The 22,055-nt window shown below is 57.7% G+C and carries 24 protein-coding genes and 2 tRNA genes; 16 read left to right on the top strand and 10 right to left on the bottom strand.

Annotated elements, in window-relative coordinates; all coding sequences use genetic code 11:
• The first annotated feature begins 79 nt into the window (after nucleotides 1–79).
• Together DL239_RS01575 and DL239_RS01570 are read left to right on the top strand one after the other, a co-directional pair.
• On the top strand, nucleotides 80–1,552 hold the full coding sequence (locus tag DL239_RS01575; protein ID WP_167681556.1) for a carnitine 3-dehydrogenase: 1,473 nt from the start codon (nucleotides 80–82) through the stop codon (nucleotides 1,550–1,552).
• On the top strand, nucleotides 1,552–2,307 hold the full coding sequence (locus tag DL239_RS01570; protein WP_167681553.1) for an SDR family oxidoreductase: 756 nt from the start codon (nucleotides 1,552–1,554) through the stop codon (nucleotides 2,305–2,307). Before DL239_RS01575 ends, DL239_RS01570 begins: the two co-directional genes overlap by 1 nt.
• A 67-nt stretch (nucleotides 2,308–2,374) precedes the next feature.
• On the opposite strand, the gene DL239_RS01565 is transcribed toward DL239_RS01570, so the two are convergent.
• Complete coding sequence (locus DL239_RS01565) at nucleotides 2,375–3,238, bottom strand: helix-turn-helix domain-containing protein (RefSeq protein WP_167681551.1); 864 nt, start codon at nucleotides 3,236–3,238, stop codon at nucleotides 2,375–2,377.
• Nucleotides 3,239–3,342: 104 nt separating this feature from the next.
• Between DL239_RS01565 and DL239_RS01560 the strand changes: the two genes are divergently transcribed.
• The 3 genes from DL239_RS01560 to DL239_RS01550 are packed head-to-tail and all read left to right on the top strand — an operon-like array spanning nucleotide 3,343 to nucleotide 5,364.
• The gene (locus tag DL239_RS01560) at nucleotides 3,343–3,549 is read left to right on the top strand and encodes a DUF2061 domain-containing protein (protein WP_167681549.1); all 207 of its coding nucleotides are present in this window, start codon (nucleotides 3,343–3,345) and stop codon (nucleotides 3,547–3,549) included.
• On the top strand, nucleotides 3,542–4,444 hold the full coding sequence (locus tag DL239_RS01555; protein WP_167681547.1) for a fatty acid desaturase: 903 nt from the start codon (nucleotides 3,542–3,544) through the stop codon (nucleotides 4,442–4,444). The genes DL239_RS01560 and DL239_RS01555 overlap by 8 nt, the downstream gene beginning before the upstream one ends.
• Nucleotides 4,445–4,461: 17 nt before the next feature.
• The gene (locus tag DL239_RS01550; protein ID WP_167681545.1) at nucleotides 4,462–5,364 is read left to right on the top strand and encodes an EamA family transporter; all 903 of its coding nucleotides are present in this window, start codon (nucleotides 4,462–4,464) and stop codon (nucleotides 5,362–5,364) included.
• A 17-nt stretch (nucleotides 5,365–5,381) separates the two neighbouring features.
• Here DL239_RS01550 and DL239_RS01545 read toward each other — a convergent pair whose 3' ends face one another.
• Together DL239_RS01545 and DL239_RS01540 are read right to left on the bottom strand one after the other, a co-directional pair.
• Nucleotides 5,382–6,107 carry an NUDIX hydrolase gene (locus DL239_RS01545; protein ID WP_167681543.1) on the bottom strand — a complete coding sequence of 242 codons (726 nt, stop codon included), beginning with the start codon at nucleotides 6,105–6,107 and terminating at the stop codon, nucleotides 5,382–5,384.
• A gap of 26 nt (nucleotides 6,108–6,133) precedes the next feature.
• Nucleotides 6,134–6,538, bottom strand: a complete 405-nt coding sequence (locus tag DL239_RS01540) for a DUF983 domain-containing protein (protein ID WP_167681541.1) — start codon at nucleotides 6,536–6,538, stop codon at nucleotides 6,134–6,136.
• 227 nt (nucleotides 6,539–6,765) lie between these two features.
• Between DL239_RS01540 and DL239_RS01535 the strand changes: the two genes are divergently transcribed.
• From DL239_RS01535 to DL239_RS01520, 4 genes are all read left to right on the top strand, one after another.
• Nucleotides 6,766–7,257, top strand: coding sequence for an EF-hand domain-containing protein (locus DL239_RS01535; RefSeq protein WP_167681539.1), 492 nt, complete (start codon nucleotides 6,766–6,768; stop codon nucleotides 7,255–7,257).
• A 64-nt stretch (nucleotides 7,258–7,321) separates the two neighbouring features.
• Nucleotides 7,322–7,906: an RNA polymerase sigma factor gene (locus DL239_RS01530; RefSeq protein ID WP_167681950.1), complete on the top strand. Its 585-nt coding sequence runs from the start codon at nucleotides 7,322–7,324 to the stop codon at nucleotides 7,904–7,906.
• Entirely contained in the window at nucleotides 7,899–8,282 is a 384-nt protein-coding gene (locus DL239_RS01525) for a hypothetical protein (protein ID WP_167681537.1), read from the top strand. The genes DL239_RS01530 and DL239_RS01525 overlap by 8 nt, the downstream gene beginning before the upstream one ends.
• Nucleotides 8,282–8,767 (top strand): periplasmic heavy metal sensor, encoded by a 486-nt coding sequence (locus DL239_RS01520; RefSeq protein WP_167681535.1) that lies wholly within the window; start codon nucleotides 8,282–8,284, stop codon nucleotides 8,765–8,767. Before DL239_RS01525 ends, DL239_RS01520 begins: the two co-directional genes overlap by 1 nt.
• A gap of 24 nt (nucleotides 8,768–8,791) precedes the next feature.
• On the opposite strand, the gene DL239_RS01515 is transcribed toward DL239_RS01520, so the two are convergent.
• Entirely contained in the window at nucleotides 8,792–10,294 is a 1,503-nt protein-coding gene (locus DL239_RS01515; RefSeq protein WP_167681533.1) for a diguanylate cyclase, read from the bottom strand.
• A gap of 94 nt (nucleotides 10,295–10,388) precedes the next feature.
• Between DL239_RS01515 and DL239_RS01510 the strand changes: the two genes are divergently transcribed.
• From DL239_RS01510 to DL239_RS01490, 5 genes are all read left to right on the top strand, one after another.
• Nucleotides 10,389–10,673, top strand: a complete 285-nt coding sequence (locus DL239_RS01510; RefSeq protein WP_167681523.1) for a DUF3572 domain-containing protein — start codon at nucleotides 10,389–10,391, stop codon at nucleotides 10,671–10,673.
• Between the two features lie 39 nt (nucleotides 10,674–10,712).
• A complete protein-coding gene (locus DL239_RS01505; protein WP_167681514.1) occupies nucleotides 10,713–11,402 on the top strand; it encodes an HAD family hydrolase in 690 nt (229 codons plus the stop codon).
• Between the two features lie 181 nt (nucleotides 11,403–11,583).
• Nucleotides 11,584–13,140 (top strand): trimethylamine methyltransferase family protein, encoded by a 1,557-nt coding sequence (locus DL239_RS01500; protein ID WP_167681512.1) that lies wholly within the window; start codon nucleotides 11,584–11,586, stop codon nucleotides 13,138–13,140.
• Nucleotides 13,141–13,484: 344 nt separating this feature from the next.
• Nucleotides 13,485–14,072 (top strand): heme NO-binding domain-containing protein, encoded by a 588-nt coding sequence (locus tag DL239_RS01495; protein ID WP_167681510.1) that lies wholly within the window; start codon nucleotides 13,485–13,487, stop codon nucleotides 14,070–14,072.
• Nucleotides 14,069–15,172, top strand: coding sequence for a GGDEF domain-containing protein (locus DL239_RS01490; protein ID WP_167681508.1), 1,104 nt, complete (start codon nucleotides 14,069–14,071; stop codon nucleotides 15,170–15,172). Before DL239_RS01495 ends, DL239_RS01490 begins: the two co-directional genes overlap by 4 nt.
• Nucleotides 15,173–15,472: 300 nt before the next feature.
• On the opposite strand, the gene DL239_RS01485 is transcribed toward DL239_RS01490, so the two are convergent.
• The 6 genes from DL239_RS01485 to DL239_RS01460 all read right to left on the bottom strand — a co-directional run bounded on the left by DL239_RS01485 (nucleotide 15,473) and on the right by DL239_RS01460 (nucleotide 20,893).
• Nucleotides 15,473–15,547: transfer RNA gene (locus tag DL239_RS01485), tRNA-Glu, on the bottom strand.
• Between the two features lie 229 nt (nucleotides 15,548–15,776).
• Nucleotides 15,777–15,851: transfer RNA gene (locus DL239_RS01480), tRNA-Glu, on the bottom strand.
• 102 nt (nucleotides 15,852–15,953) lie between these two features.
• Entirely contained in the window at nucleotides 15,954–17,696 is a 1,743-nt protein-coding gene (recJ, locus tag DL239_RS01475) for a single-stranded-DNA-specific exonuclease RecJ (protein WP_167681506.1), read from the bottom strand.
• A 118-nt stretch (nucleotides 17,697–17,814) separates the two neighbouring features.
• Entirely contained in the window at nucleotides 17,815–18,798 is a 984-nt protein-coding gene (gene glpX / locus DL239_RS01470; protein WP_167681504.1) for a class II fructose-bisphosphatase, read from the bottom strand.
• A 143-nt stretch (nucleotides 18,799–18,941) separates the two neighbouring features.
• Nucleotides 18,942–20,228, bottom strand: coding sequence for a homoserine dehydrogenase (locus DL239_RS01465; RefSeq protein WP_167681502.1), 1,287 nt, complete (start codon nucleotides 20,226–20,228; stop codon nucleotides 18,942–18,944).
• Between the two features lie 404 nt (nucleotides 20,229–20,632).
• Nucleotides 20,633–20,893 carry a hypothetical protein gene (locus DL239_RS01460; RefSeq protein ID WP_167681500.1) on the bottom strand — a complete coding sequence of 87 codons (261 nt, stop codon included), beginning with the start codon at nucleotides 20,891–20,893 and terminating at the stop codon, nucleotides 20,633–20,635.
• 95 nt (nucleotides 20,894–20,988) lie between these two features.
• Between DL239_RS01460 and DL239_RS01455 the strand changes: the two genes are divergently transcribed.
• Both DL239_RS01455 and DL239_RS01450 read left to right on the top strand, forming a co-directional pair.
• Nucleotides 20,989–21,576 (top strand): TetR/AcrR family transcriptional regulator, encoded by a 588-nt coding sequence (locus tag DL239_RS01455; protein ID WP_167681498.1) that lies wholly within the window; start codon nucleotides 20,989–20,991, stop codon nucleotides 21,574–21,576.
• An 11-nt stretch (nucleotides 21,577–21,587) separates the two neighbouring features.
• A complete protein-coding gene (locus tag DL239_RS01450; RefSeq protein WP_240931648.1) occupies nucleotides 21,588–22,055 on the top strand; it encodes a GNAT family N-acetyltransferase in 468 nt (155 codons plus the stop codon).

Raw genomic sequence — 22,055 nt, 5'->3', positions numbered from 1 at the left:
GAGAAGCGCCTTCCCGGGGGGAAAGTCAGGCGCGGCCCGTGCGGTGCACGGGCCAGAGTATTTCTGCGGAGAAGGTAGTATGAAAACAGCAGCAATCATCGGTGGTGGTGTTATTGGCGGCGGATGGGCCGCGCGGTTCTTGCTTAACGGTTGGGACGTGCGGGTGTTTGACCCGGACCCCGAGGCCGAGCGCAAGATTAGCGAAGTGCTGGACAACGCCCGTCGCAGTCTGCCGGGGCTGGGCAATGTGGCGCTGCCTGCCGAGGGGAGCCTGACGTTCCATGCGACCATCGCTGAAGCCGTAGACGGTGCGGACTGGGTGCAGGAAAGCGTGCCCGAGCGGCTGGATCTGAAGCAGAAGGTTTACGGTGAGTTGCAGCAGCACTGTGCGCCAGAGGCGGTGATTGGCTCTTCGACCTCGGGCTACAAGCCTTCGCAGTTGCAGGAGGGCTTTGACAATGCGGCGCAGATCGTTGTGGCGCATCCATTTAACCCGGTTTACCTGCTGCCGCTGATCGAACTGGTCGGGACCGAGGTCAATACGCCCGAGGTGATTGCCAAGGCCAAGGAGATTATCACCAGTATCGGCATGTACCCACTGCACCTGCGCAAGGAGATCGACGCACATATCGCGGATCGTTTCCTTGAGGCGGTCTGGCGGGAGGCGCTGTGGTTGGTCAAAGATGGCATCGCTTCGACCGAAGAGATTGACAACGCGATCCGTTATGGATTTGGCATTCGCTGGGCGCAGATGGGGCTGTTTGAAACCTATCGTGTGGCAGGGGGCGAGGCAGGCGTGAAGCATTTCATGGCGCAGTTTGGCCCCTGTCTGACAGAGCCCTGGACCAAGCTGATGGATGTGCCCGAATTCACAGATGAACTTGTGGATCTGATTGCAGATCAATCGGATGAACAGTCGGGGATGCATTCGATCCGCGAGCTAGAGCGTATTCGTGACGACAACCTTGTTGGCATGATGCGGGCGATGTCGGCCAACGACTGGGGCGCGGGCGCACTTCAGAATGCACAGGACAAGGTGCGCGAGGGTGAGGCGGGACTGCTGAGCCATATCGATCAGATTTCTGATCTGTCGCAGCCCGTACTGACGCTGAACCGGACGGTGCCGCTCGATTGGACCGACTATAATGGCCACATGACCGAGAGCCGCTATCTGGATGCCTTTGCGCAATCCACCGACCGGTTGATGTTGCTGATCGGCTGTGACGCCGAATATATCGCCTCGGGTGGCAGCTATTTCACGGCAGAAACCCATATCCGTCATATCGACGAGGTGCATGCTGGGCATGCCATTCAGGTTCGAACTCAGGTGATACTGGGGGCGGGTAAAAAAATGCACCTGTGGCACGAGATGTATGAGGGCGATCGTTTGCTGGCGACGGGTGAGCATATGTTGCTGCATGTGGATCTGGCGACCCGGCACTCGACTCCGCCTGCGCCACATGTCGAGGCCGCTCTGGTGAAACTGGCCACAGGCCATTCGGCACTGCCTGCACCCGAGGGGCTGGGCCGCGCAATCGGAGCACCACGGTAATGGCGCGGGTTCTAATCACCGCAGGCGCGTCTGGGATTGGGCGCGCCATGGGCGAGGGGTTTGATGCGGCGGGCTATGAGGTTTGGGTCACAGATGTGAACGAGGCCGGGTTGGCTGCGCTGCCTTCTGACTGGGTCACGCATCGTGCCAATGCAGCCAGCGAAGAGGATATGTTGGCAGTGTTTGCAGCCATTTCTGCTGCAGGCGGGTTGGATGTTCTCTGCGCCAATGCAGGCGTTGCGGGCCCTACGGCCAAGGTTGAAGATGTAGAACTGGCGGATTGGCAGGCTTGTGTCAGCGTCAATCTGGAAGGCGCGTTTCTAGCGGCGAAATATGCAGCTCCTCTGATGAAGGCGGCGGGGAAGGGCTCGATCGTCGTGACTTCGTCCACGGCAGGGCAGTACGGATACCCTAACCGCGCGCCGTATTCGGCGGCGAAATGGGCGGTGATTGGTCTGACCAAAACGCTGGCGATGGAGCTGGGGCCGCATGGAATTCGTGCCAATGTGATCTGTCCCGGTGCAGTCGAGGGCCCCCGGATGGAGGGGGTGCTAGAGCGTGAGGCTGCGTCAAAAGGGATGACCCGTGATGAGGTGTATCAGGGCTATGCCTCTGGCACCTCGATGGGTCGGTTTGTTGAAGCACGCGATATTGCTGACATGGCAGTGTTTTTGGCGTCTGATGCGTCTCGTTTGGTTTCGGGGCAGGTGATTGCAGTGGATGGCCACACCGAAAACCCGGACCCTAAGGTTTAAAGCAACGGTGGCTCAAGTCATTGCCATGACTTGAGCCTGAACGCCGCCCGCTGGGCGTCGTGCGGCCCTAGCCGCCGATCTCTGCTTTGAGTGCGCGCAGGTGGCTGGGCAGTTGCCGGGCTGTTAGATCGGCCTCGCGGATGAGGGTGTCAAAATGGTTGGTAAAGGTTTCCACCCGGTCACTGTCTCGAAAGGCCATGTAGTGGGAACCCGCGTAAAAAACGCAGAGCAGTGGGCCGAAGATGGTCAGCGGTGACGAGTACAGCCGTTTGGCATCAAACAGATAGACCCGCAGGCGGGGATATAACTGGGTGCAGAGGCGCTCAAAATTGTCGAGTTGTTCGATGCGGGTTTCCAGAGGAAGCCCCTGATAATAGCCGGTGCCCTGGGCAAAGCTGTGTAGCTCATAAATTGGCAGGGCGATTTCATAATCGGATTGCGATTGACGCATCCAGGACAGGCGATCCTCGGACGCGCCAATCGCCTGATCAGCCGTGCGCCCCAGATGCGGGGTATATTCCCATTCCAGCATAGCGCGGGTTTTCATCATGTCCGGAAGCGTCGCGGGCACGTGGCGGATTTTGTAGCCTGCTGCCTCGCGGTGCCAGTCAAAAATACGGGCATCAACCAGCGACCGTGGGGCCTCGGAAAGGGATAGGGCACCGGCCAGCAATTCGGCGGCGCTCTCGGGGCGGTCGGACAGGCTGAGCAGCCAGTCAGCCGAAACTCCCAGCGCCGTTGCACAGGCGCCCACCACATGGGCATTGGGCAGTCGGGCGCCGTCGCCGGTTAGAAGCTGCGAAATGGTTGATCGGTCCACGTCGATTTGCCGCGCCAGCGCGCTTTGGCTGATTCCGCTGTCCTGCAGGGCGCGATTTAGCCGGACACGGAACTGGTCGGCACGGGCAAGTTTGTCGATTTTAATGCTCATGTGATGACTATTATCACACCCGTTGAGTTTTGTTAATCATATACGGAATTCTGCACGGCCTCGTAATGCGGTACTTTTGACGCAACGTTTCGTCAGGAGGTAGAATGGAAACGCGGGTACGGTCGCTGGTCAAGGCGGTTATTTGGAACATTATCGGTTTGGCGTCGATGGCGCTGGTCGGGTTTCTGGCCACTGGGTCAGTTGCAATTGGCGGCGCGATTGCGCTGATCAATACAGCAATCGGCTTTACCATGTATCTGATATACGAGCGGGTCTGGTCGCGTATTCGCTGGGGGCGGAGGCATGTCTGATCATCTGCCCAAAGGCCCGGAATGGGGCACATTTTTCCTGATACTGGCCTGTTACGGGATTTGGTTTGCGGCCTTGGCCCTGTTGCCACAAATCAGTCTGGTGCTGGCTGTTGTGGTCAGTGCTGTATTGGTGGCGTTTCACTCGTCCCTGACCCATGAGGCGCTGCATGGGCATCCATTCCGGCAGCGCTGGATGAACGAAGCCCTGATGGCACCGCAGTTGAACATGGCGATCCCCTATAACAGGTTCCGTGACACCCATCTGGACCACCACCGCGATGAAAACCTGACCGATCCCTATGATGACCCGGAAAGCAACTTTCTGGACCCTAAGGTCTGGCAGCAGATGCCAAGATGGAGGCGTCGTCTATACCGGATCAACAATACTCTGCTGGGGCGTATCCTGTTGGGGCCACTGATTGGACAAATCTGTTTCATGGCTGGTGATGCACGTGCCGCTGGGCGAGGGGACTGGGCGGTGATCTGGGGATGGATGCTGCATCTGCCGGGGCTGGTGCTGGTGCTGTGGGTGGTTAACCTGACGCCTATGCCGTTCTGGGCCTATGCTATCGCTGCCTATCTGGGGCTGGGGCTGGTCAAAATCCGAACGTTTCTGGAGCACCGCGCTCATGACCAGATGCACGCCCGCACTGTGTTGGTAGAGGATCGCGGACCGCTGGCGATGCTGTTTCTAAACAATAATCTTCACATTGTGCACCATATGCACCCCGGCGTGCCCTGGTATGCTCTGCCCAAACTGTATCGGGATCAACAGGCAAAATTTCAAAGTGCCAACGAGAATTATACCTACACCTGTTATGGTGAAGTGTTCCGCCGCTATTTTCTGCGCGGCAAAGATCCTGTTCCGCATCCGCTCTGGCATCCGGGTGAGTAAATCGCCATAACCCCCGCATGAGTTTATGGATTCCAGTCGCGATTGCGGCAGCTACATTTCAGACCGTGCGGTTTATGCTGCAAAAGGTTCTGGCCAGTGTCACCCTAACAGCCGCCGGGGCTACGTTTTCACGCTTTGCCTATTCTGCGCCGTTTATCCTGATCGGGTTGGCGACTTACCTAATGGTTTCGGGGCGGACGCTTCCTGATCTGACACCGGGGTTCTGGTTGTTTTCTGCCATTGGTGGGCTGTCACAAATTCTGGCTACAATCTGTGTGGTGGCCCTGTTCAAGCAACGCAATTTCGCGGTTGGCATCACGTTCAAGAAAACCGAGGTCATTCAGACGGCGCTGGTTGGATTGCTGGTTCTTGGGGATCAGATCAGCATTTGGGGCTGGGTGGCGATTATACTGGGATTAGGTGCCGTTCTGGTGCTGTCAAAGACACCCGGCAGCAGTGGGCCATGGTGGCAGCACTTGACCAATCGTGCGGCCAAACTGGGGTTGGGCTCTGGTGTGTTGTTTGCCTTTTCCGCTGTCAGCTATCGCGGTGCATCGTTGCAATTGGGCGATCTGGACCCAGCCTTTCGTGCCGGTGTCACCCTGGCGGTGGTCGTCTCTATGCAGACACTGATGATGTTGGTGTGGTTGGGTTGGCATGACCGGGGCGAGATCGCCCGGGTATGGGCTGCACGAAAGGTGGCGGTTTGGGTAGGTCTGACCAGTCTGGGCGGCTCATTCTGCTGGTTCTGGGCCTTTTCGATGCAGAATGCCGCCTACGTCAAGGCACTGGGCCAGGTCGAACTGATCCTGTCGATCTTGGCGACGGTGCTGTTCTTCAAAGAAAAGATCACCAAGCGCGAGATTTTGGGGATGGCTTTGCTGGTCCTGTCGATCCTGGCGCTGGTTTTGGCGTTCTGATCCGTTGGTTTCGACTATCAGCCGTTAGCGGGCATCTCTTTGCCGTATAGGCGCAGGAACAGACTGGCCTCGTCGGTATTGCGGAAATAGGGCACCGAGCCGGGCGGCGTTGGATCTGTGATCCGGGCGGCGACTTCGGCCAGCACCACTTCTGTTATGAACGGCAGGTCAAACTGGCGGGCCTGAGAGAGTTTGACCCATTGCAAATGGGACAGCTCGTCCGAGGCACGCGAAAAGTCATCAAGATCAGTGGCGATTTCATCCGCGTCGACAAGGAAGAAACGGGCGTCAAAACGGCGTGGGCGACCCGGAGGGGTGAGGGCACGGAAGACATATTGCAACGCGCTGGCTGAAGGGCGGTAGCCTGCGGATGCGAAAACTTGCCAATCAGCGGGGACCGGATCGGGCCAGTTGTGCTGGCTACCCAGTATCAGACCGGTTTCTTCCCATAGCTCTCGAATCGCGGCCACGGTCAGGGCGGCCTGCAAACCGTCGGGGGACTGATCGGCCAACCGGGTGTGGCAGAGCTCAGATATGGTATCAGCCAGCGGCACATCTGCATCGGTTGCATCAACAGCGCCGCCGGGAAACACGAATTTGTTAGGCATGAACGCGGCCTTGGAGCCGCGTTGTCCCATTAGAATAGAGGGGTCCGCACCCATCCGGTCCCGCACCACAATCACTGTGGCGGCGTTGCGAACTGCGGTTTTGTCAACGCCCGGATTGGCTTGGTCTGCGGTCATGAAACCCTCTTTCTGAATTGGGTGTCTTACGAGCCGTTATCAAACCCATACATTCGTTTTGCCCATTGGTAGGCAATCACAACACCTTTTAATCTGGGCAGAAGGTACAGCGACAGGCTGACACAGCCAATGGTGAAAAGTGTGAACAAAACCAGCGGCTCGGGACGCCACATAATAAAGGCGATGTGGATCAGCGGTGCCAACAGGTGGCCGACAATCAGGATGGTCAGATAGGCCGGGCCGTCATCGGCGCGGGCAGATGACAGGTCAAGGTCACAGCTGTCGCAGTGCGAATTGACCTTTAGGTAAGAGTGCAGCACGTCGCCTTTGCCGCAGCACGGACATTTACGGCGCCAGCCTTTCAACAGGGCGGGCATGGTTGGGCGATCGTTTTCGATTTCTGAGGCCAGCACGGTCTGAGTTTCAGTCATGATAAATCCTATATGTTCCACCTATCTTTGCGCTCTTCTTGCCGTGACGGAAAGGGGGTGCGTAAGGTTTGCGTTATAATGTCGCGACTTACGCTGTGAAGTACTTGTTTTTCATGGCGCAAATTTTTCTTCAGTTTTTTCATGTGTCGGGCGACGGAAACCTGATGCTGGGCCGTTTGACTTGCATGATCGGCGACACGGGGTCGCCAAGAACGAAGGAAAATGACATGAGAAAAGCAGCTTTCATCGCGGTTATTCTGGGCACGGCCAGCATCGTTACTACAGGCGCAGTTCTGGCCAAGGGTGGGCCCGGAGGTCAGGGACCGCGCATGTCATTCGAGGAAATCGACGCCGATGGTAATGGCGAGGTCACGCAGGCCGAAATGGACGCCATGAAGGCCGCTCGGTTTGCCGCGTCGGATACAGATGGTGACGGGGTGTTGTCGCTTGAGGAACTGACAGCGCAGGGTGTCAAAAGCGTTGCTGAACGTACAGAAAAGATGTTGGCGCAGCGCGATACCAATGGTGATGGTGTTCTGAGCCCTGATGAGATGACCAATTCTCGGCGCGCAGGCAAGATGTTGGAACGCTTTGACACTGATGGTAACGGGTCCATTTCGAAGGAAGAGTTCGAAGAGGCTAGCAACCGTATGCGTCAACGCGGTAAGGGTCAGCATCGTCCGGGACAGAAACCCGGCACTGAAACGGAGCAGAACTGATTAGTCTGACGTGTATTATAACGCAGAAATATCAAAGCGGCGGCCCCCGGATACGGGGCCGCTGATGGTGGGCGAGCCGGATCCCAATCTGAGCGACGACGCCTTGTTGGTGCTTTATGCCAACGGCGACGGACGCGCGGTGCAAGAGTTGACGATGCGGCTAAGCCCCCGGTGTTTTGGTGTTGCGATGCGGGTGTTGGGCAATAGGGCCGAGGCCGAGGACATCACCCAAGAGGCAATGATGCGTCTGTGGCGGATGGCTCCGAATTGGCAGCCGGGGCAGGCGCAGGTGTCGACCTGGTTGTACCGTGTGGCGATGAACCTGTGTATTGACCTGAAACGGCGCCAGCGTGGTGGTTATGTTGATCTGGATGCGGTGCCAGAACCGGCTGACACCAGCCGCAGTGCCTCCGAACAGATGCAAGAGGGCGCGCGCCACGATGCGTTGCAGGTTGCATTGATGCAATTGCCCGAGCGGCAGCGGCAGGCGGTGGTGTTGCGCCATATTGAAGAGTTACCAAACCCCGAAATCGCGGGGATCATGGACATTAGCGTCGAAGCGGTTGAGAGCTTGACCGCGCGTGGAAAGCGGGCGCTGGCGGCTATTCTGGCCGGTCGCCGCGAGGAGTTGGGGTATAGTGATGGCTGATACGGACAAAGCAATGCAAGAGCTTGATGACCTGTTTGCGTCAGCACGGCAGAACCCTGTGCCCTTGCCGGACCATCTGGCCACGGCAATCATGAACGATGCACTGGTTGCACGTTCCGAAGAACGGGTCCCCCAGCAAGAACCAGAAAATCGGCGGCAGGTGCATTTTGGTATTTGGCGGCAGCTGATGGTCGCCATCGGCGGGTTGCCAGCGCTTGGCGGTATGGCTGCGGCCTGCGTAGTTGGCGTGTGGGTCGGTCTGGCGCCGCCATCGTTCCTGCCTGACCCGGCACAATTGGTCGGGTATTCCGACAGCACCTCGGTGCCCTATGACAGTTACGACCTGGCCTCTGTGCTGGGTGAGGAGGTGCAATAATGAGCACAGAAAAACCGGCAAAGATGAAGTTATGGCTGCGGATTGTCCTGGCGGGGTCGCTGGGGTTGAACCTGGCTGTGGCTGGATTGGCCGTTGGCTCTATGATCCGTTTTCGCGACGAAGCGAAACCCCGGCCCAGCCCGACCTTTGGCGTGATGTTGTTTCGGGAATTGGACCGTGGTGAGCGGCGCGCGTTACGTGAACAGGCTGGTGGCGATCACGGGAACTTTCATGATCGGCGACGGGCTGAGGGAAAAGCAGTGTTGACCCTGTTGCGGGCTGACCCATTTGAGCCAGAGGCGCTGTCGCGTTTGCTGGATGCACAGGCCACGACTGGTCATGAGTTTCGGAACTCAGTGCAACGTGCCTGGGTGAGCAAGGTTGAAACGATGTCAGCCGAGGAACGGGCTAGCTATGCAGATGAGCTGCAGGGCCGTATGCGCAGGCCCTCTGGGCCTCCGCCGCGTCGTCGCTCTAATCCGTAAGTAAGGGCAGGCCGATTTATTCGCTCAGGCTGGCTGCGACCTTACAAATAACTCGCGGCGAGAGGTTTTAATTGAAGCCCGGATCGGAGCCGCGCGATCCTTGCGATCGGCCTTGCCCTTGGCGGGTGCAGAGCTGAGAATGACCTGATTGCGGCCTGCATCTTTTGCACGGTAGAGGGCTCGGTCTGCATCGGCGATTAAATCTGTCACATTGGTCAGGGGGCTGGGGGCAGAGCCAACACATGGGTTTCCGCCGCCAATGGCCAGACCAATGCTGGTGGTTAAGTGGATCGGTTTACCAACACCGGGAACCTGAAACGGTGTGCCGCTGATCTCGCTGCACAGTCGATCAGAAACTTCGCTGGCCTGTGCCTCACCCAGTCCGGGCATCACAATCATGAATTCCTCGCCGCCGACGCGGGCCAGCAGGTCAACAGGGCGCAGAAGTTTTAGCAACCGGTTAGACGTTTCGACCAGCACGGCATCACCAGCCGGGTGACCGTAGTGATCATTGACCCGCTTAAAGTGATCAAGGTCGATCAGCATCAGGGCAAAATGTTCATTTGTGTCCGTGGCATTGCGGGCGACGCGGTCCAAAAATGGTGTGGCATACCTCCGGTTATACAGGCCTGTCATCGGGTCCTCGACCGCTGCCCGAAGCCCGCTGCGCACCGAGGCGCGCAGTCGGTCGTTGTGCGCTTTGTAACGCAGTTGGGTCGACAGGCGTAGGGCCAGTTCCTGAACGTTAAAGCCGGATTGCAGAACGTCATGTGCGCCGCGATCCAATGCCTCGGCCGCAACATGTGCGTCAGCAGGACTGGGGATAGCGATCACGACAGAGTCGCGGGTCGCTGCACGGGCCCGCAGATCGGCTAGCAGTCGCAGGCCGGGGCCTACAGCGTTTTCGCTCAATTCAACCACAATCACGTCCGGTACTGGATCCGTCATCAGTAACTGAATGTCACCAATCTGGTGTGAATGCAGATGATAAGGCACCAAAGGTTGCAGTCTAGTTGCCCATTGGGCGGCAGTTGGGGCGTCGTGGGCCACCAGTGCCACCTTGGAGTTGCGGATCTCGATCAGGCATTCCTGCTCGGTCAGCGGTTGTTCAAATGTCCGCGCTGCCTCGTGCTGCAGGGTTAGGTCGTCGCGGCTGCTGCGGGTGCGGATCAGGCTGCGAATGCGGGCCTGCAAAATGACATCGTCCAGCGGTTGGTGCAGAACGTCGTCAATGCCTGCAGATAGTGCTTCGATCCGACTGGCGTTATCGTTTTGGGCTGAAACCGCAATGACGGGAATGTTTGCCAGTGTCGTATCCGAGGCCAAAGATGCGACTACTTCGGTAGCGCTGCCATCAGGCAGGGACATAGCCGTCAGCACCAGATCAGGGCTGCATCGCTGAGCGACCGACAGGGCGCTGGCGACACTATCGGCCTGCACCACACGGTAGTAGGACGCCGACAGCTGCACCTTTAGCATAATGCGGTTGGTGGCCACTCCGTCTATGATCAGGATTGTGCCTTGCACGCGGTTCCCTTTCGACCCTTGCAATTCGACTTTCTCAGAGTCTTTATGACTTGGGTTAACAAACCCTTTCCCAACCCCGTAAAAGTGTCATTAAATGCCAAATACCTCCGCTGCCGCCGAAACCTTAGCGCTGCAGGCCTTGGCCTGGCTGGTTGGGAACGAAGAATTACTGCCCGTCTTTCTTGGTGCTTCTGGCGCCAGCGAGGCAGATCTGCGGTCTCGGGCGGCGGATCCAGAGTTTTTGGGGTCGGTTTTGGATTTTCTGACAATGGACGATGCCTGGGTCATTAGCTTTTGTGATGCGCAGGGACTTGCCTATGAGGCGCCGATGCAGGCGCGGATGTCGCTCCCGGGTGGTGCACAGGTGAACTGGACCTGATAGAGAGCCGGTAATCTCTGCGACTGAAAAGGACCGCCAATGCCCGTAGATGCACTTTTGTTCGATAAGGACGGTACCCTGTTCGAGTTTGCGGCCACTTGGAACAGTTGGACCGAGACCTTGATTCGTGATCTTGCCCAAGGGCAGGACGATGTCGCACAGAAATTGGCTAGCGTACTGGGGTATGATCTGAACGCCGGGGCGCTCCGGCCTGACAGCATCGCCATTGCCTGTGCTAATGCAGAAATCGCCGCGGCAATTGCATCGGTCATCGACCATATGGATGCATCCGAGATTGAGGATCATCTTGGCGTTAGCGCGGCGAGTGCTGATCTGGCCGAGGCAGTGCCTCTTGTTGCGTTCCTTGATGATCTGCTTGCTCGTGGCAAGGTGCTGGGTGTTATGACCAACGATGCCGAGTACTCGGCGCGTAGCCAGTTGGAACGATCCGGGGTGCTGGGGCATTTCGAATTTGTGGCAGGCTATGACAGTGGTCATGGAGCCAAGCCGGATCCAGACCCATTGCTGGCGTTTTGCAAAGCCGTCGGCGTTGAACCAGGCCGCACGGCTATGGTTGGGGATAGCCGCCATGATCTGGAGGCCGGCAGTGCCGCTGGTATGCGCCGGATTGGCGTATTGACCGGACTGGCCCTGCAAGATGATCTTGCCCCGTTGGCTGATGTGGTTTTGCCTGACATTGGGCACATTCCGGCTTGGCTCGACACCTAATCAAATTGCAAGGACTGGGCATGTCTGTCCAGAATTTGAGGTAGAACTGGGCACATATGTACAGAAACTTCCCGTAGCGCCCTAATAGAGGGTGAAAACGACATGAGATGTCGTGTTTGAAGCGGTCAAGGCGTGGTAAATTGGGCCTGCTGGTTTTGTTACCAAGACCGGGGAGGCGAAAATGGCGACAGGCGGGCGTAGGCGACGCAGCGGAGGCCGGGCAGGGGCAGCGAACCGGCGTGGTGAGGCTGTAATTGAACAGATGCCTTGGCAGATTCCAGTCAATGTTGACCGCCCCACCGAACCGCTACCGCCAGAGGGCGTGCAAGCGATCCACGAGGGCGCTATGCGCATTCTTGAAGAGATCGGTGTGGTGTTCCTGAACCCCGAAGCACTGGAAATCTTCAGACAGGCTGGCTGCAAGGTTGAGGGTGATCTGGTCCGGATGAATCGTGACTTTGTGATTGAGATGGTGGGCAAGGCCCCCAGCACATTCACCATCACCCCTCGCAACACCGACCGCACGCTACCGATCGGTGGAAATCACATGTTGTTTGGCAACGTGTCATCGCCGCCGAACTACTGGGATCTGAAGCTGGGTAAGAAGGTTTCTGGCACCCGTGCGCAATGCCAGAATTTGCTGAAACTGACCCAGTATTTCAACTGCATCCACTTTGCGGGTGGCTACCCGGTTGAACCTGTCGACATCCACGCCTCAGTGCGTCATCTGAATGTGCTCTATGACAAGCTGACGATCAGCGACAAGGCGGTGCATGCTTACTCGCTGGGGGCGGAACGCGTCGAAGACGTGATGGAGATGGTCAAGATCGCGGGGGGCCTAAGCGAAGAAGAGTTTCAGGCCAAGCCGCGGATGTATACCAACATCAATTCGACCTCGCCGTTGAAACACGACTATCCAATGATCGATGGCTGCCTGCGGATGGCACGGCGGGGGCAGGCCATTGTGGTGACGCCCTTTACTTTGGCGGGGGCAATGGCTCCGGTGACTATGGCAGGTGCTGTGGCCCAGTCGATTGCAGAATCGCTTTGTGCTATCGCGCTGTTTCAGTACGTGGCACCCGGCACCCCCTGCATGATCGGCACTTTTACCTCAAACGTAGACATGAAGAGCGGCGCGCCCGCATTTGGCACTCCGGAATACATGCGATCGACCCAGATGACCGGGCAGATGGCGCGGTTCTATGGGTTGCCGATGCGTTCTAGCGGCGTCTGCACCGCAAATGTGCCGGATGGGCAGGCGATGTGGGAAACCTCAAATTCACTTTGGGCGGCGGTGCAGTCGGGCACTCATATGGTCTATCACGCGGCAGGCTGGCTTGAAGGCGGGCTGATTGCCTCGCCTGAGAAGTTCATCATGGACTGCGAAGTGTTGCAGCAGATCCAACGCTATATGCAGCCTGCGACCTTTGCCACCACAGCCGACGACATCGCGCTGGATGCGATCAAGGAGGTCGGCAACGACGGTCATTTCTTTGGCATCCAGCACACACAGGACCGCTACACAGATGCCTTCTACCAGCCGTTCCTAAGTGACTGGCGCAACTATGAGGCCTGGGAGGAGGCCGGGGCAGAATGGACACCGCAACGGGCGCACAAGATTTTCAAGTTGATTACCGCTGGGTTTGAAGAACCGCCCATGGCGGATGCAATCCGGGGTGAATTGCAAGAGTTTGTGGCCCGTCGCAAAGAAGAAGGTGGTGCCCCTACTGATTTCTAGGGGTAGAATGGCGTTGTGGCGTTCTACCCGCGCTGGCGCCGAATTGCATTTTGGCGGATTTTGCCCTAGATTTATCAGAGCCAAGTTGCTTGTCTGCCGCCAAATGCTTGGTCGCAAAGGACGACCCAATGTCTGCAGTCTGACCACTGTGTGATTATGGGCGATCAATGCCCCGTGGGCCGGGCTCTCTCGCGGCGCTAAATGGTGGTCACGAAAAAAACACTTCAAGACCATGAATTTCACCATTAAAAGCGCGCACATAATAAAGTTGGCATTTTATATGTTGGGCCTTTCTTAAGGTTCATAAGTCATGTGTCGCACAGTTTTAATCGAGGGGCCTTCTTATGCATGGGCTGATAAATCGGGCAATTCAGGCCTTTGTAAGCAGTACGTATGGTGAATCGCGTTGGCGCGAAGTGACGGATGCTGCCGAACTCGGATTTTTCGAGTTCGAGGCGATGTTGATCTATACGGATGAGCAATCTCAACAGCTGCTGAAGGCAATGGAAGAGGTGCTTGAGCGACCTCTGCCCGAAATGCTGGAGGATATGGGAACATTTTTAGTCTCTAACCCTCAAGTCGAAGCCCTGCGTCGATTGCTCCGTTTTGGCGGGGTTAGCTATGTGGAATTCCTTCATTCACTAGATGATCTACCTGATCGAGCCCGATTGGCGGTGTCTGATCTGCATTTGCCTGGGCTCGAATTAATCGAAACAGCGCCCGGTCAGTTCAAACTGCTGTGCCAAAGCGGTTTGCCGGGTTACGCCAGCGTGATGATGGGGGTATTGCGTGCTATGGCTGATGACTATGGCGATCTGGTTATTCTTGAACATTCGGGAACGCAGGATGGCGCAGAAGTAATTTCTGTAATGTTGGTCGAGACTGAGTTCGCCGAGGGTCGGACATTTGACCTGGGGGCAAAACTACAATGATGAACCTAAGCCAACTGGGTGACGTGGTCGCCAATATTGCACCAATGCATGTGTTGTTAGACACAGATGGCTGCATTGTCCGCGTAGGGCCAACCCTGCAGAAATTGCGTGCAGACCAAGACTGGACTGGGCGTCCATTTCTAGAAGTGTTTGAACTTCTGCGCCCCCGCTACGTTCAGAATATGGGTGATCTGTTGCGGACTGCTGGGGCCAAGCTGCACATGCAATTTCGGGATGAACCGCAAACCGGGCTCAAGGGTGTTCTGGCGCCGTTGCCAGGGGACATGGGCGCATTTGTGAACCTGTCTTTTGGGATCTCGGTTCTTGACGCCGTGCGTGACTATGACCTGACCAGCGCCGATTTTTCGCCCACCGATCTGACCATTGAAATGCTTTATCTGGTTGAAGCCAAGTCCGCCGCGATGGAGGCGTCTCGAAAGTTGAACACCCGCCTGCAGGGGGCAAAAGTCGCCGCCGAGGAACAGGCGTTTACAGATACGCTGACCGGGCTAAAGAATCGCCGCGCGATGGATCACATTCTGGATCGGATGATCAATACTGGTCGCAACTTCTCAGTGATGCAGGTCGATCTGGATTTCTTTAAGGCGGTCAACGACAGCCTGGGTCATGCTGCGGGTGATACCGTTTTGCAAAGGGTGGCAAGCATCATGGTCGATTGTACGCGCGCTACCGATACCGTGGCGCGAATTGGCGGCGATGAATTTGTATTGATCATCGATGGTCTGGTCGACCGCGAGAAGCTGGATATCATCGCCAGACGTTTGATCACGCAATTGGAAGTGCCGATTCCATATTCTGGCGAGTTGTGTCGCATTTCGGGCAGTATCGGCACCGTTACCGCCTTGGTCGAAGGTCGTAAGGACGCCGCTCAGTTGCTGAAAGAAGCAGACGTTGCGCTCTACGCCGCCAAGCGGGCTGGACGGGCCTGTCATTACTTCTACGACGTTGAATTGGATGACGGCAGCTTTAATAAACGGGCCGATGATGTATCTGACGCAGAGCTGGAAAAATCAGAGAGCAACGTCGAGGTTCCATCTGACGAAGCCATCTCTGAAACCGCCCATCGGCGATTGCTCTAATCGCGTCTTCGCTTTTCTGACTGCATCAAAAGAACGGTGTCCTGATACTTGTACTGGAACTGGCCGTCTCGGCTTTTTATCAGGTCAAGCAGCCTAGCTTGAGCGTGGGCGCGTTGTTGCCCGGCGTTGATTGCATGTTGTTACCTGACTGCTGCAGCACACAGCGTGCAGGGAAGTGGGTCTAGCCCTCTTAATGCATTCGGCCTGTTTGAACCGCAAAACAATCTGGATCTGATCGCGACAATGTTCACCATCAAGGCACGGTTTATAAACAGGTATATCTATGCAGCGAAGGGGAAGTGGCAGCCCGTACGAGAATCGAACTCGTCTTTCCAGGTTGAAAACCTGGCGTCCTAACCGATAGACGAACGGGCCACTTAGTCTGTGAGGCGGTATTTAGATAACCCGCATCCGGGACGCAAGAGGGTATTTTGCTAAAGTGACAATCATTTTGTTTACCCCTTATTCAAGAGGCTGGAACTGGTGTGCTTAGGAAAGGATTCTAGCTGATTTCCGGTATGTCAGAACAAAGGGCATAGGGTGGCAGATCCAACCATCAGTGGTAGATTTTTCAGCTATGTCTGTGTTTGGGAGATATACACCATGGCAGCCCGTACGAGAATCGAACTCGTCTTTCCAGGTTGAAAACCTGGCGTCCTAACCGATAGACGAACGGGCCACTCTTGGTGTGAGCGGGTATTAGGAAATCCCGCAGCGCACCGCAAGGGAAAAAATGCACTACGCAGTGTTTTTTTTAAATCGCCATCTGATGGGCATTTTCTTAGGCCGGTGCGGCGTCTTCCAGACGTAACTGTGCGCTTTGTCGACCACCCCATGTGTTGACCTCCAGCCGTCCGGCAAAATGGAACCGAGCACCGCCGTGATCCAACAACTGCTGGCCCATCGGTGTGTCAAACGCGCCGAAACAGATCGCATCAATGCCGCCACCCATGCCATCGCTCAGAGACAGTTTCAGGTGCGTTTCCCCAATACGCTTGGCAAACCGTATTTGCAGGTCGGGAAAGGCATAGCGCGGGGCAGGGGCACCCGCTCCAAATGGACCGGCCTGTTCGATCTGCTCGATCATATCCACGGTTGCGGCGCCGGGCATCAACATGCCGTCCAGCTTCAGGTCCGCAGGGCCCAGATCTCCGGCGCCCTGTTTTTCCAACAACTCGGTCAGGCGCTTCATTGCGGGTTCCAGTTGGTCGCGGCTTACACTCAGTCCGGCTGCCATCTTGTGACCACCACCCTTGATCAGCAGCCCATCACTAGCCAGCCGCTGAATGGCTGCCCCCAGATCAATGCCACTAACTGACCGGCCTGATCCCTTGCCCTCGTCACCGTCCAGCCCGATCACTACGGCGGGTCGCCCGGCGGCCTCCTTCAGCCGCGAGGCCACAATGCCCACCACACCGGGGTGCCAGCCTTCGCCCGCAGCCCAGACCAGCGGCGCATCAAAGCCACGCTCCTCGGCTTGTTCCATGGCGGCCGCGCGCACGGCATTCTCAATCTCTCGCCGTTCGGTGTTCAACTGGTCTAACCGGTCCGCTATCGATGAGGCCTCGTGGGGGTCATCCGTCGACAACAATCGCGCGCCCAGGTCGGCCTTGCCAATCCGACCACCGGCATTGACGCGCGGTCCCAGCATAAAGCCAAGACTATAGGTCGAGGGGGCCGAATCCATTCGCGACACATCCGCCAGTGCCACCAGGCCGGGGCGCTGTCGCGCAGCCATTACCTTTAATCCCTGTCGCACCAAGGCCCGGTTGGCCCCGATCAGGGGCGCAACATCGGCAACAGTCGCCAGTGCCACCAGATCCAGCAGCGCCATCAGGTCCGGTCCGGTGCCATGGCCGCCTTCGCGCAACTGTCGACGTGCCTCGACCAGCATCAGGAAGACAACACCCGCAGCGCAGAAATAGCCCAGTTCGCCATCTTCGTCCTGCCGGTTCGGGTTCACCACGGCAACGCAATCCGGCAGTGTTTCACCGCCCAGGTGGTGGTCCAGCACCACCACATCGGCACCTTTGGCCGCCGCAATCGGTCCGTGACTCAGGGTGCCGCAATCGACGCAGATGATCAGGTCATGATCCCGCGCCAGTGCAGCCATCGCCTCATCGTTGGGTCCATAGCCTTCGTCGATCCGATCTGGCACATACAACGTCGCGCTCAGCCCCATCTGCCGCAACCAAACTAGCAGCAAAGCGGCTGAGCTGCCGCCGTCGACGTCATAGTCGGCAAAAACAGCAATCCGTTCACGCCGTTGCACTGAGGTAATGAAACGCTGCGCAGCCACTTCCATGTCCTTCATGCGCCGTGGATCAGGCAACAGGTCTTTTAGTTGGGGTGTCAGAAAGCCAGATGCCTCATGCGCGGGAACACCACGTCGTGCCAGTACCTGACACACCGGGGCTGGGATCTCACTTTGCTGCGCCATCATCTCGGCGGCGCGTTCAATATCAATCCCAGGTCCCAGCCAGCAACGTCCAGTCAGCGATTTCTCAACATTCAGAAAGCCCATGGCGCAATTCTCCGCTTCATATGACAAAAGGCCGAACCTTGTTGCTAGGTCCGGCCTTTCTTCTTGTTCTAAATACCTCCGCCGGAGGCAGCGGCGCAAGCCGCTTCTGGCATCCGTCTTACTGGTGCGGTGCCAGCGGTGTGCGGTAAGACATCCGACGTACCGACCCGGTGCGCGAGCGCATCAGGAGGGTGGTGGTTTCAACCCAGCCCGGGCTGCGCTTGATCTCGGGCAGCAGCGAACCACCGGTCACGCCGGTGGCGGCAAAGATAACGTCCTGCGTCACCATCTCGTCACGGGTGTAGACGCGGTCCAGATCGGTGATGCCAGCCTTGGCTGCGCGGCCCTTTTCGTCATCGTTGCGGAACAACAGGCGACCAAAAATCTGTCCGCCCATGCATTTCAGCGCAGCAGCGGCCAGAACACCCTCGGGTGCGCCGCCTTGGCCCATGTACATGTCGATGCCTGTAATCTCGCTCTCGGCGCAGTGCATGACACCAGCCACGTCACCGTCTGTGATCAGGCGGATAGCAGCACCGGTTTCGCGAACCTCAGCGATCATCGCTTCGTGGCGCGGACGCTCCAGAATGCAGACAGTGATGTCACTCGCTTCGCAGCCTTTGGCCTTGGCTAGGGCCTCAACCCGCTCACGTGGGGACATGTCCAAATTGACAACACCCTCTTCAAAACCGGGACCAATGGCCAGCTTGTCCATGTATGTGTCTGGCGCGTGCAGCATCGAACCACGTGGACCCATGGCAATCACGGTCAGCGCGTTGGGCATGTCTTTGGCGGTCAGCGTGGTGCCTTCCAGAGGGTCCAGCGCGATGTCCACGCCGGGGCCTTTGCCGGTGCCGACTTCTTCGCCAATGAACAGCATCGGGGCCTCGTCACGCTCGCCTTCACCGATGACCACAACACCGGCGATGTCCAGCAGGTTCAGCTGCTCACGCATGGCGTTGACCGCCGCCTGATCAGCAGCCTTTTCGTCGCCACGCCCAACCAGCGAGGCCGAGGCCAGCGCCGCTTGTTCTGCAACACGGGCCAGGCCCAGCGACAACATCCGGTCGTTAAATGCAACGTCAGTGGTGTTCGAGGTCATGTAAATATCCTGTCTCAATCATAGAGGGTCGTTCGTCGCATACCCCGTGCGGGGCAGGGCGGGCAAGGGCCGATAGCGGTCACAGCGGCCTGACATGGCCGCTGATTGGGTTTTTGCACTGTTTTTAGCCGTTGTGGCGGCAATCAGAGCTCTTCAATGCGCAGTGCAACCGGCGTGCCATCAACAACATCACTGGCCGCCAGGGCCTCTAGTGCGATGTCCAGTGTAGCGCGGGTGCATTTGTGGGTCACGATCAGAACCGGGGCTGTGGGCTCGGAATGGCTGTACTGACGCATCCGGTCGATTGATACGGCCGCATCACCAAGGGCTGCGGCCACTTTGGCCAGCGCGCCGGGTTTGTCGTGCAGGGCCAGACGCAGATAATAGGGTGCGGGCAGGCCGGTTTGCGCTGCCGGAATGTCCTGCAAACCGGTCGCGGGTTGACCGAAGGTGGCAATCCGCAGGCCGCGAGCAAGGTCACAAATATCGCCCAGAACGGCGCTGGCTGTCGGGCCTTCACCGGCACCCGGTCCACGCAGCACAACCTGTTCTACCGCATCACCTTCGATCACCACCATATTGGTGCCGCCTTCCAGCTGTCCCAGTGGAGAGTCTGCCGGAACCAAACAGGGTGACATCCGCTGTTCCAGCCCGCGGGCGGTGCGCTGAGCGACACCCAAAAGCTTGATGCGAAAGCCCATGTCAGCAGCCTGGTTGATATCTTCCAAAGTGATGCGCTGGATGCCTTCTAGCTGCACCCGGTCAAAGGTGGGCTTGGAGCCAAAGGCAATCGAGGCCAGCAGCGCCAGCTTGTGGCCGGCATCAATACCGCCGACGTCTAGGTTGGGGTCGGCTTCTAGATAACCCAGCTTGCCGCATTCTTCGAACAGGGCGTTATAGCCCTGACCGGTGGCCTGCATCTGGGTCAGGATATAGTTGCAGGTGCCATTCATCACGCCCATGACGCGGGTGATTTCATTGCCCGCCAGCCCTTCGGTCAGCGATTTGATCACCGGAATTCCGCCAGCCACAGCCGCCTCAAAGCGAATGACCTGACCTTTGGCTTCGGCCTGTTCGGCTAGCGCCTGACCGTGAACCGCCAACAGCGCCTTGTTGGCGGTGACCACATCCTTGCCAGCCGCCAATGCGGCTTCGGTTGCAGCTTTGGCCGGGCCTTCGTGGCCGCCCATCAGTTCAACAAAAACATCGACATCGTCGCGCACAGCCAAGGCCACGGGATCGGTTTCCCAGGCATACTGGCTCAGCGAAATGCCGCGATCTTTGTTTGCATCACGGGCGGATACAGCCGAGATGACCACCGGACGCCCGGTGCGGGCCTCTAGCAAGGCGGCTTGACGGCGGATGATTTTCACCACGCCAATTCCGACGGTGCCCAAACCTGCAATCCCAAGACGAAGCGGCTGTGTCATAGCTGGTGATCCCTTGTTTTCTCTTCGCCTTCCGCCTTAGCCGGCTCTGCCCAAGGGTGCAACGGGGGAAGGTCAGCTAGCAAGCCAGTGGTCCGTTCATTAGGGCGGATTTTAAGGCAGGCGGAAGTCTCCCGCACCATCTTGTTCCATCGGCAAAGCCGATACCACCGGCTGGTTTGGGCGTGGCGCCGCTTCGCGGCGCCACGCCCAACGGGAGGACGGCATCTAAGATGCCTGACGACGGGCGGGAGCCCTCGGTTTCATTGTCTTGGGAATTTGAAGGAGCTTGGCTGTGGCCCAAAGGGGAGCAGATTCGTTTGAGCGTCACATTCAAGTGTGGCGCTGTTTGACCGTAATGCTTTTTAGACAACCTGCCATATGGAGCGGGTAGGCCCCAAGTTTGACTAGTTTGAAATAGACTGCAATGCTCTGGCACGTTGCTGCAAACTGGCGCTGCGGGACAGCAATTGCTGTTCCAGCTCGGCGCTTTGGGTTTCGGGCAGCGGTAGCGGGGCAAGGGCCTGCTCTAGCGGGATCAGATCTGGGTAGTCGGCGGATTTCAGATCTGGGGTTAGTTGATCTTCCAGTTCGGGTACTCTGGTGCAGGCAGTGGCCATTAGCGTCAGAACGCAGGCGCAGGTTGTCAGAGAGAGAGAGCGTCGCATGTCATAGGTCCTTTGTCCGTGACTTTGATGCCTGTTTCTTGGAAAAGTCGCAAGCAGGGGTTTTTTCTGAACGTCTGTTCAGATAGCCTGTCCTCATGGCGCGCACTCAAGGATCTCACTCCGGTATCACCGGCCCCCGTATACAGGATGCGGCGCTGCGGCTGTTCGCCCAGCACGGCTTTGCGGCTGTGTCGATGCGCCAGATTGCAAGTGCGGTGGGGGTGCAGGCTGGGGCGCTGTATAACTATACCCCGGACAAGCAAAGCCTGCTGTTTCGATTGATGGAAACCCACATGACCGAGCTGCTGACCGCGTGGCGGGATCAATCGGTCGCTGGCGATGCCCTGTCACAGCTAGAGGGTTTCACTCGGTTTCATATCCGCTTCAACTTTGAAAACCCTGACGCAGTTTTCATTGCCTATATGGAGCTGCGCAATCTGTCGGAAGAGAACTTTACAGTGATCGAATCTCTGCGTCGCGAGTATGAAAACACCCTTGAGACGATTCTAAGGCTGGGTGTCTCCGAGCGCGTGTTTTCGGTGCCGGATACCAAGATCACTACTCTGGCGATTATTGCAATGCTGAACGGCGTCAACACCTGGTATCGCTCTGGTGGGCGCCTGTCGCTGGATCAGGTCGAAACCAGCTATTGGGAAATGGTGCGCCGGGCCGTGACGACGTGACGTCGGTCGGGTTGTCTACGGAACGTCTGCGTGGCGGGCACTGGCAGCAGTTAAGCCGGGATGATTTGGCGGCTTTGTTCGCGCCAGATGTTGTGGCGTTCCTGCCGCCCGGCTTTCATGGCTTAACCACGCAGATCAGTCAGCGCAATTTCCTGACCATCTTGTCAAAACAGGCAGAGGTCGTGGGTTTGTTTGAGCCGTCGGGTGCGGGCGTTGGGCTACTGATCCTGTCAAATGCTGAACCGAACAGTTCCGACCGTCATCTGGGTTATCTCTTGGCCCAGAGGGTTTGGGGGCAGGGGCTGGCGACAGAGCTGATTGCAGCGCTGCAAGATCGGTATCGTGGTACGGATGTCACCCTTAGCGGCGGCGTCATGCACGACAATACCGCCTCGGCTCGGCTGCTTCAACGGGCGGGATTCGCAGGAGAAGCACATGGCGACGAGACCGTGTATCGGTGGTCTGGCACGCAGGGTTGA

Source organism: Parasedimentitalea denitrificans, from assembly GCF_011813015.1.
Classification (GTDB): Bacteria; Pseudomonadota; Alphaproteobacteria; order Rhodobacterales; family Rhodobacteraceae; genus Parasedimentitalea; species Parasedimentitalea denitrificans.
This window is presented reverse-complemented; position numbering and strand designations above follow the sequence as displayed.

Coding starts and splice junctions, on each gene's coding strand:
- DL239_RS01505 (WP_167681514.1), top strand. CDS start 10,713: ATGCCCGTAGATGCACTTTTGTTCGATAAGGACGGTACCCTGTTCGAG.
- recJ (WP_167681506.1), bottom strand. CDS start 17,696: ATGGGCTTTCTGAATGTTGAGAAATCGCTGACTGGACGTTGCTGGCTG.
- DL239_RS01530 (WP_167681950.1), top strand. CDS start 7,322: ATGGTGGGCGAGCCGGATCCCAATCTGAGCGACGACGCCTTGTTGGTG.
- DL239_RS01510 (WP_167681523.1), top strand. CDS start 10,389: ATGCCAAATACCTCCGCTGCCGCCGAAACCTTAGCGCTGCAGGCCTTG.
- glpX (WP_167681504.1), bottom strand. CDS start 18,798: ATGACCTCGAACACCACTGACGTTGCATTTAACGACCGGATGTTGTCG.
- DL239_RS01535 (WP_167681539.1), top strand. CDS start 6,766: ATGAGAAAAGCAGCTTTCATCGCGGTTATTCTGGGCACGGCCAGCATC.
- DL239_RS01520 (WP_167681535.1), top strand. CDS start 8,282: ATGAGCACAGAAAAACCGGCAAAGATGAAGTTATGGCTGCGGATTGTC.
- DL239_RS01540 (WP_167681541.1), bottom strand. CDS start 6,538: ATGACTGAAACTCAGACCGTGCTGGCCTCAGAAATCGAAAACGATCGC.
- DL239_RS01550 (WP_167681545.1), top strand. CDS start 4,462: ATGAGTTTATGGATTCCAGTCGCGATTGCGGCAGCTACATTTCAGACC.
- DL239_RS01465 (WP_167681502.1), bottom strand. CDS start 20,228: ATGACACAGCCGCTTCGTCTTGGGATTGCAGGTTTGGGCACCGTCGGA.
- DL239_RS01570 (WP_167681553.1), top strand. CDS start 1,552: ATGGCGCGGGTTCTAATCACCGCAGGCGCGTCTGGGATTGGGCGCGCC.
- DL239_RS01495 (WP_167681510.1), top strand. CDS start 13,485: ATGCATGGGCTGATAAATCGGGCAATTCAGGCCTTTGTAAGCAGTACG.
- DL239_RS01490 (WP_167681508.1), top strand. CDS start 14,069: ATGATGAACCTAAGCCAACTGGGTGACGTGGTCGCCAATATTGCACCA.
- DL239_RS01565 (WP_167681551.1), bottom strand. CDS start 3,238: ATGAGCATTAAAATCGACAAACTTGCCCGTGCCGACCAGTTCCGTGTC.
- DL239_RS01560 (WP_167681549.1), top strand. CDS start 3,343: ATGGAAACGCGGGTACGGTCGCTGGTCAAGGCGGTTATTTGGAACATT.
- DL239_RS01525 (WP_167681537.1), top strand. CDS start 7,899: ATGGCTGATACGGACAAAGCAATGCAAGAGCTTGATGACCTGTTTGCG.
- DL239_RS01575 (WP_167681556.1), top strand. CDS start 80: ATGAAAACAGCAGCAATCATCGGTGGTGGTGTTATTGGCGGCGGATGG.
- DL239_RS01500 (WP_167681512.1), top strand. CDS start 11,584: ATGGCGACAGGCGGGCGTAGGCGACGCAGCGGAGGCCGGGCAGGGGCA.
- DL239_RS01455 (WP_167681498.1), top strand. CDS start 20,989: ATGGCGCGCACTCAAGGATCTCACTCCGGTATCACCGGCCCCCGTATA.
- DL239_RS01545 (WP_167681543.1), bottom strand. CDS start 6,107: ATGACCGCAGACCAAGCCAATCCGGGCGTTGACAAAACCGCAGTTCGC.
- DL239_RS01555 (WP_167681547.1), top strand. CDS start 3,542: ATGTCTGATCATCTGCCCAAAGGCCCGGAATGGGGCACATTTTTCCTG.
- DL239_RS01460 (WP_167681500.1), bottom strand. CDS start 20,893: ATGCGACGCTCTCTCTCTCTGACAACCTGCGCCTGCGTTCTGACGCTA.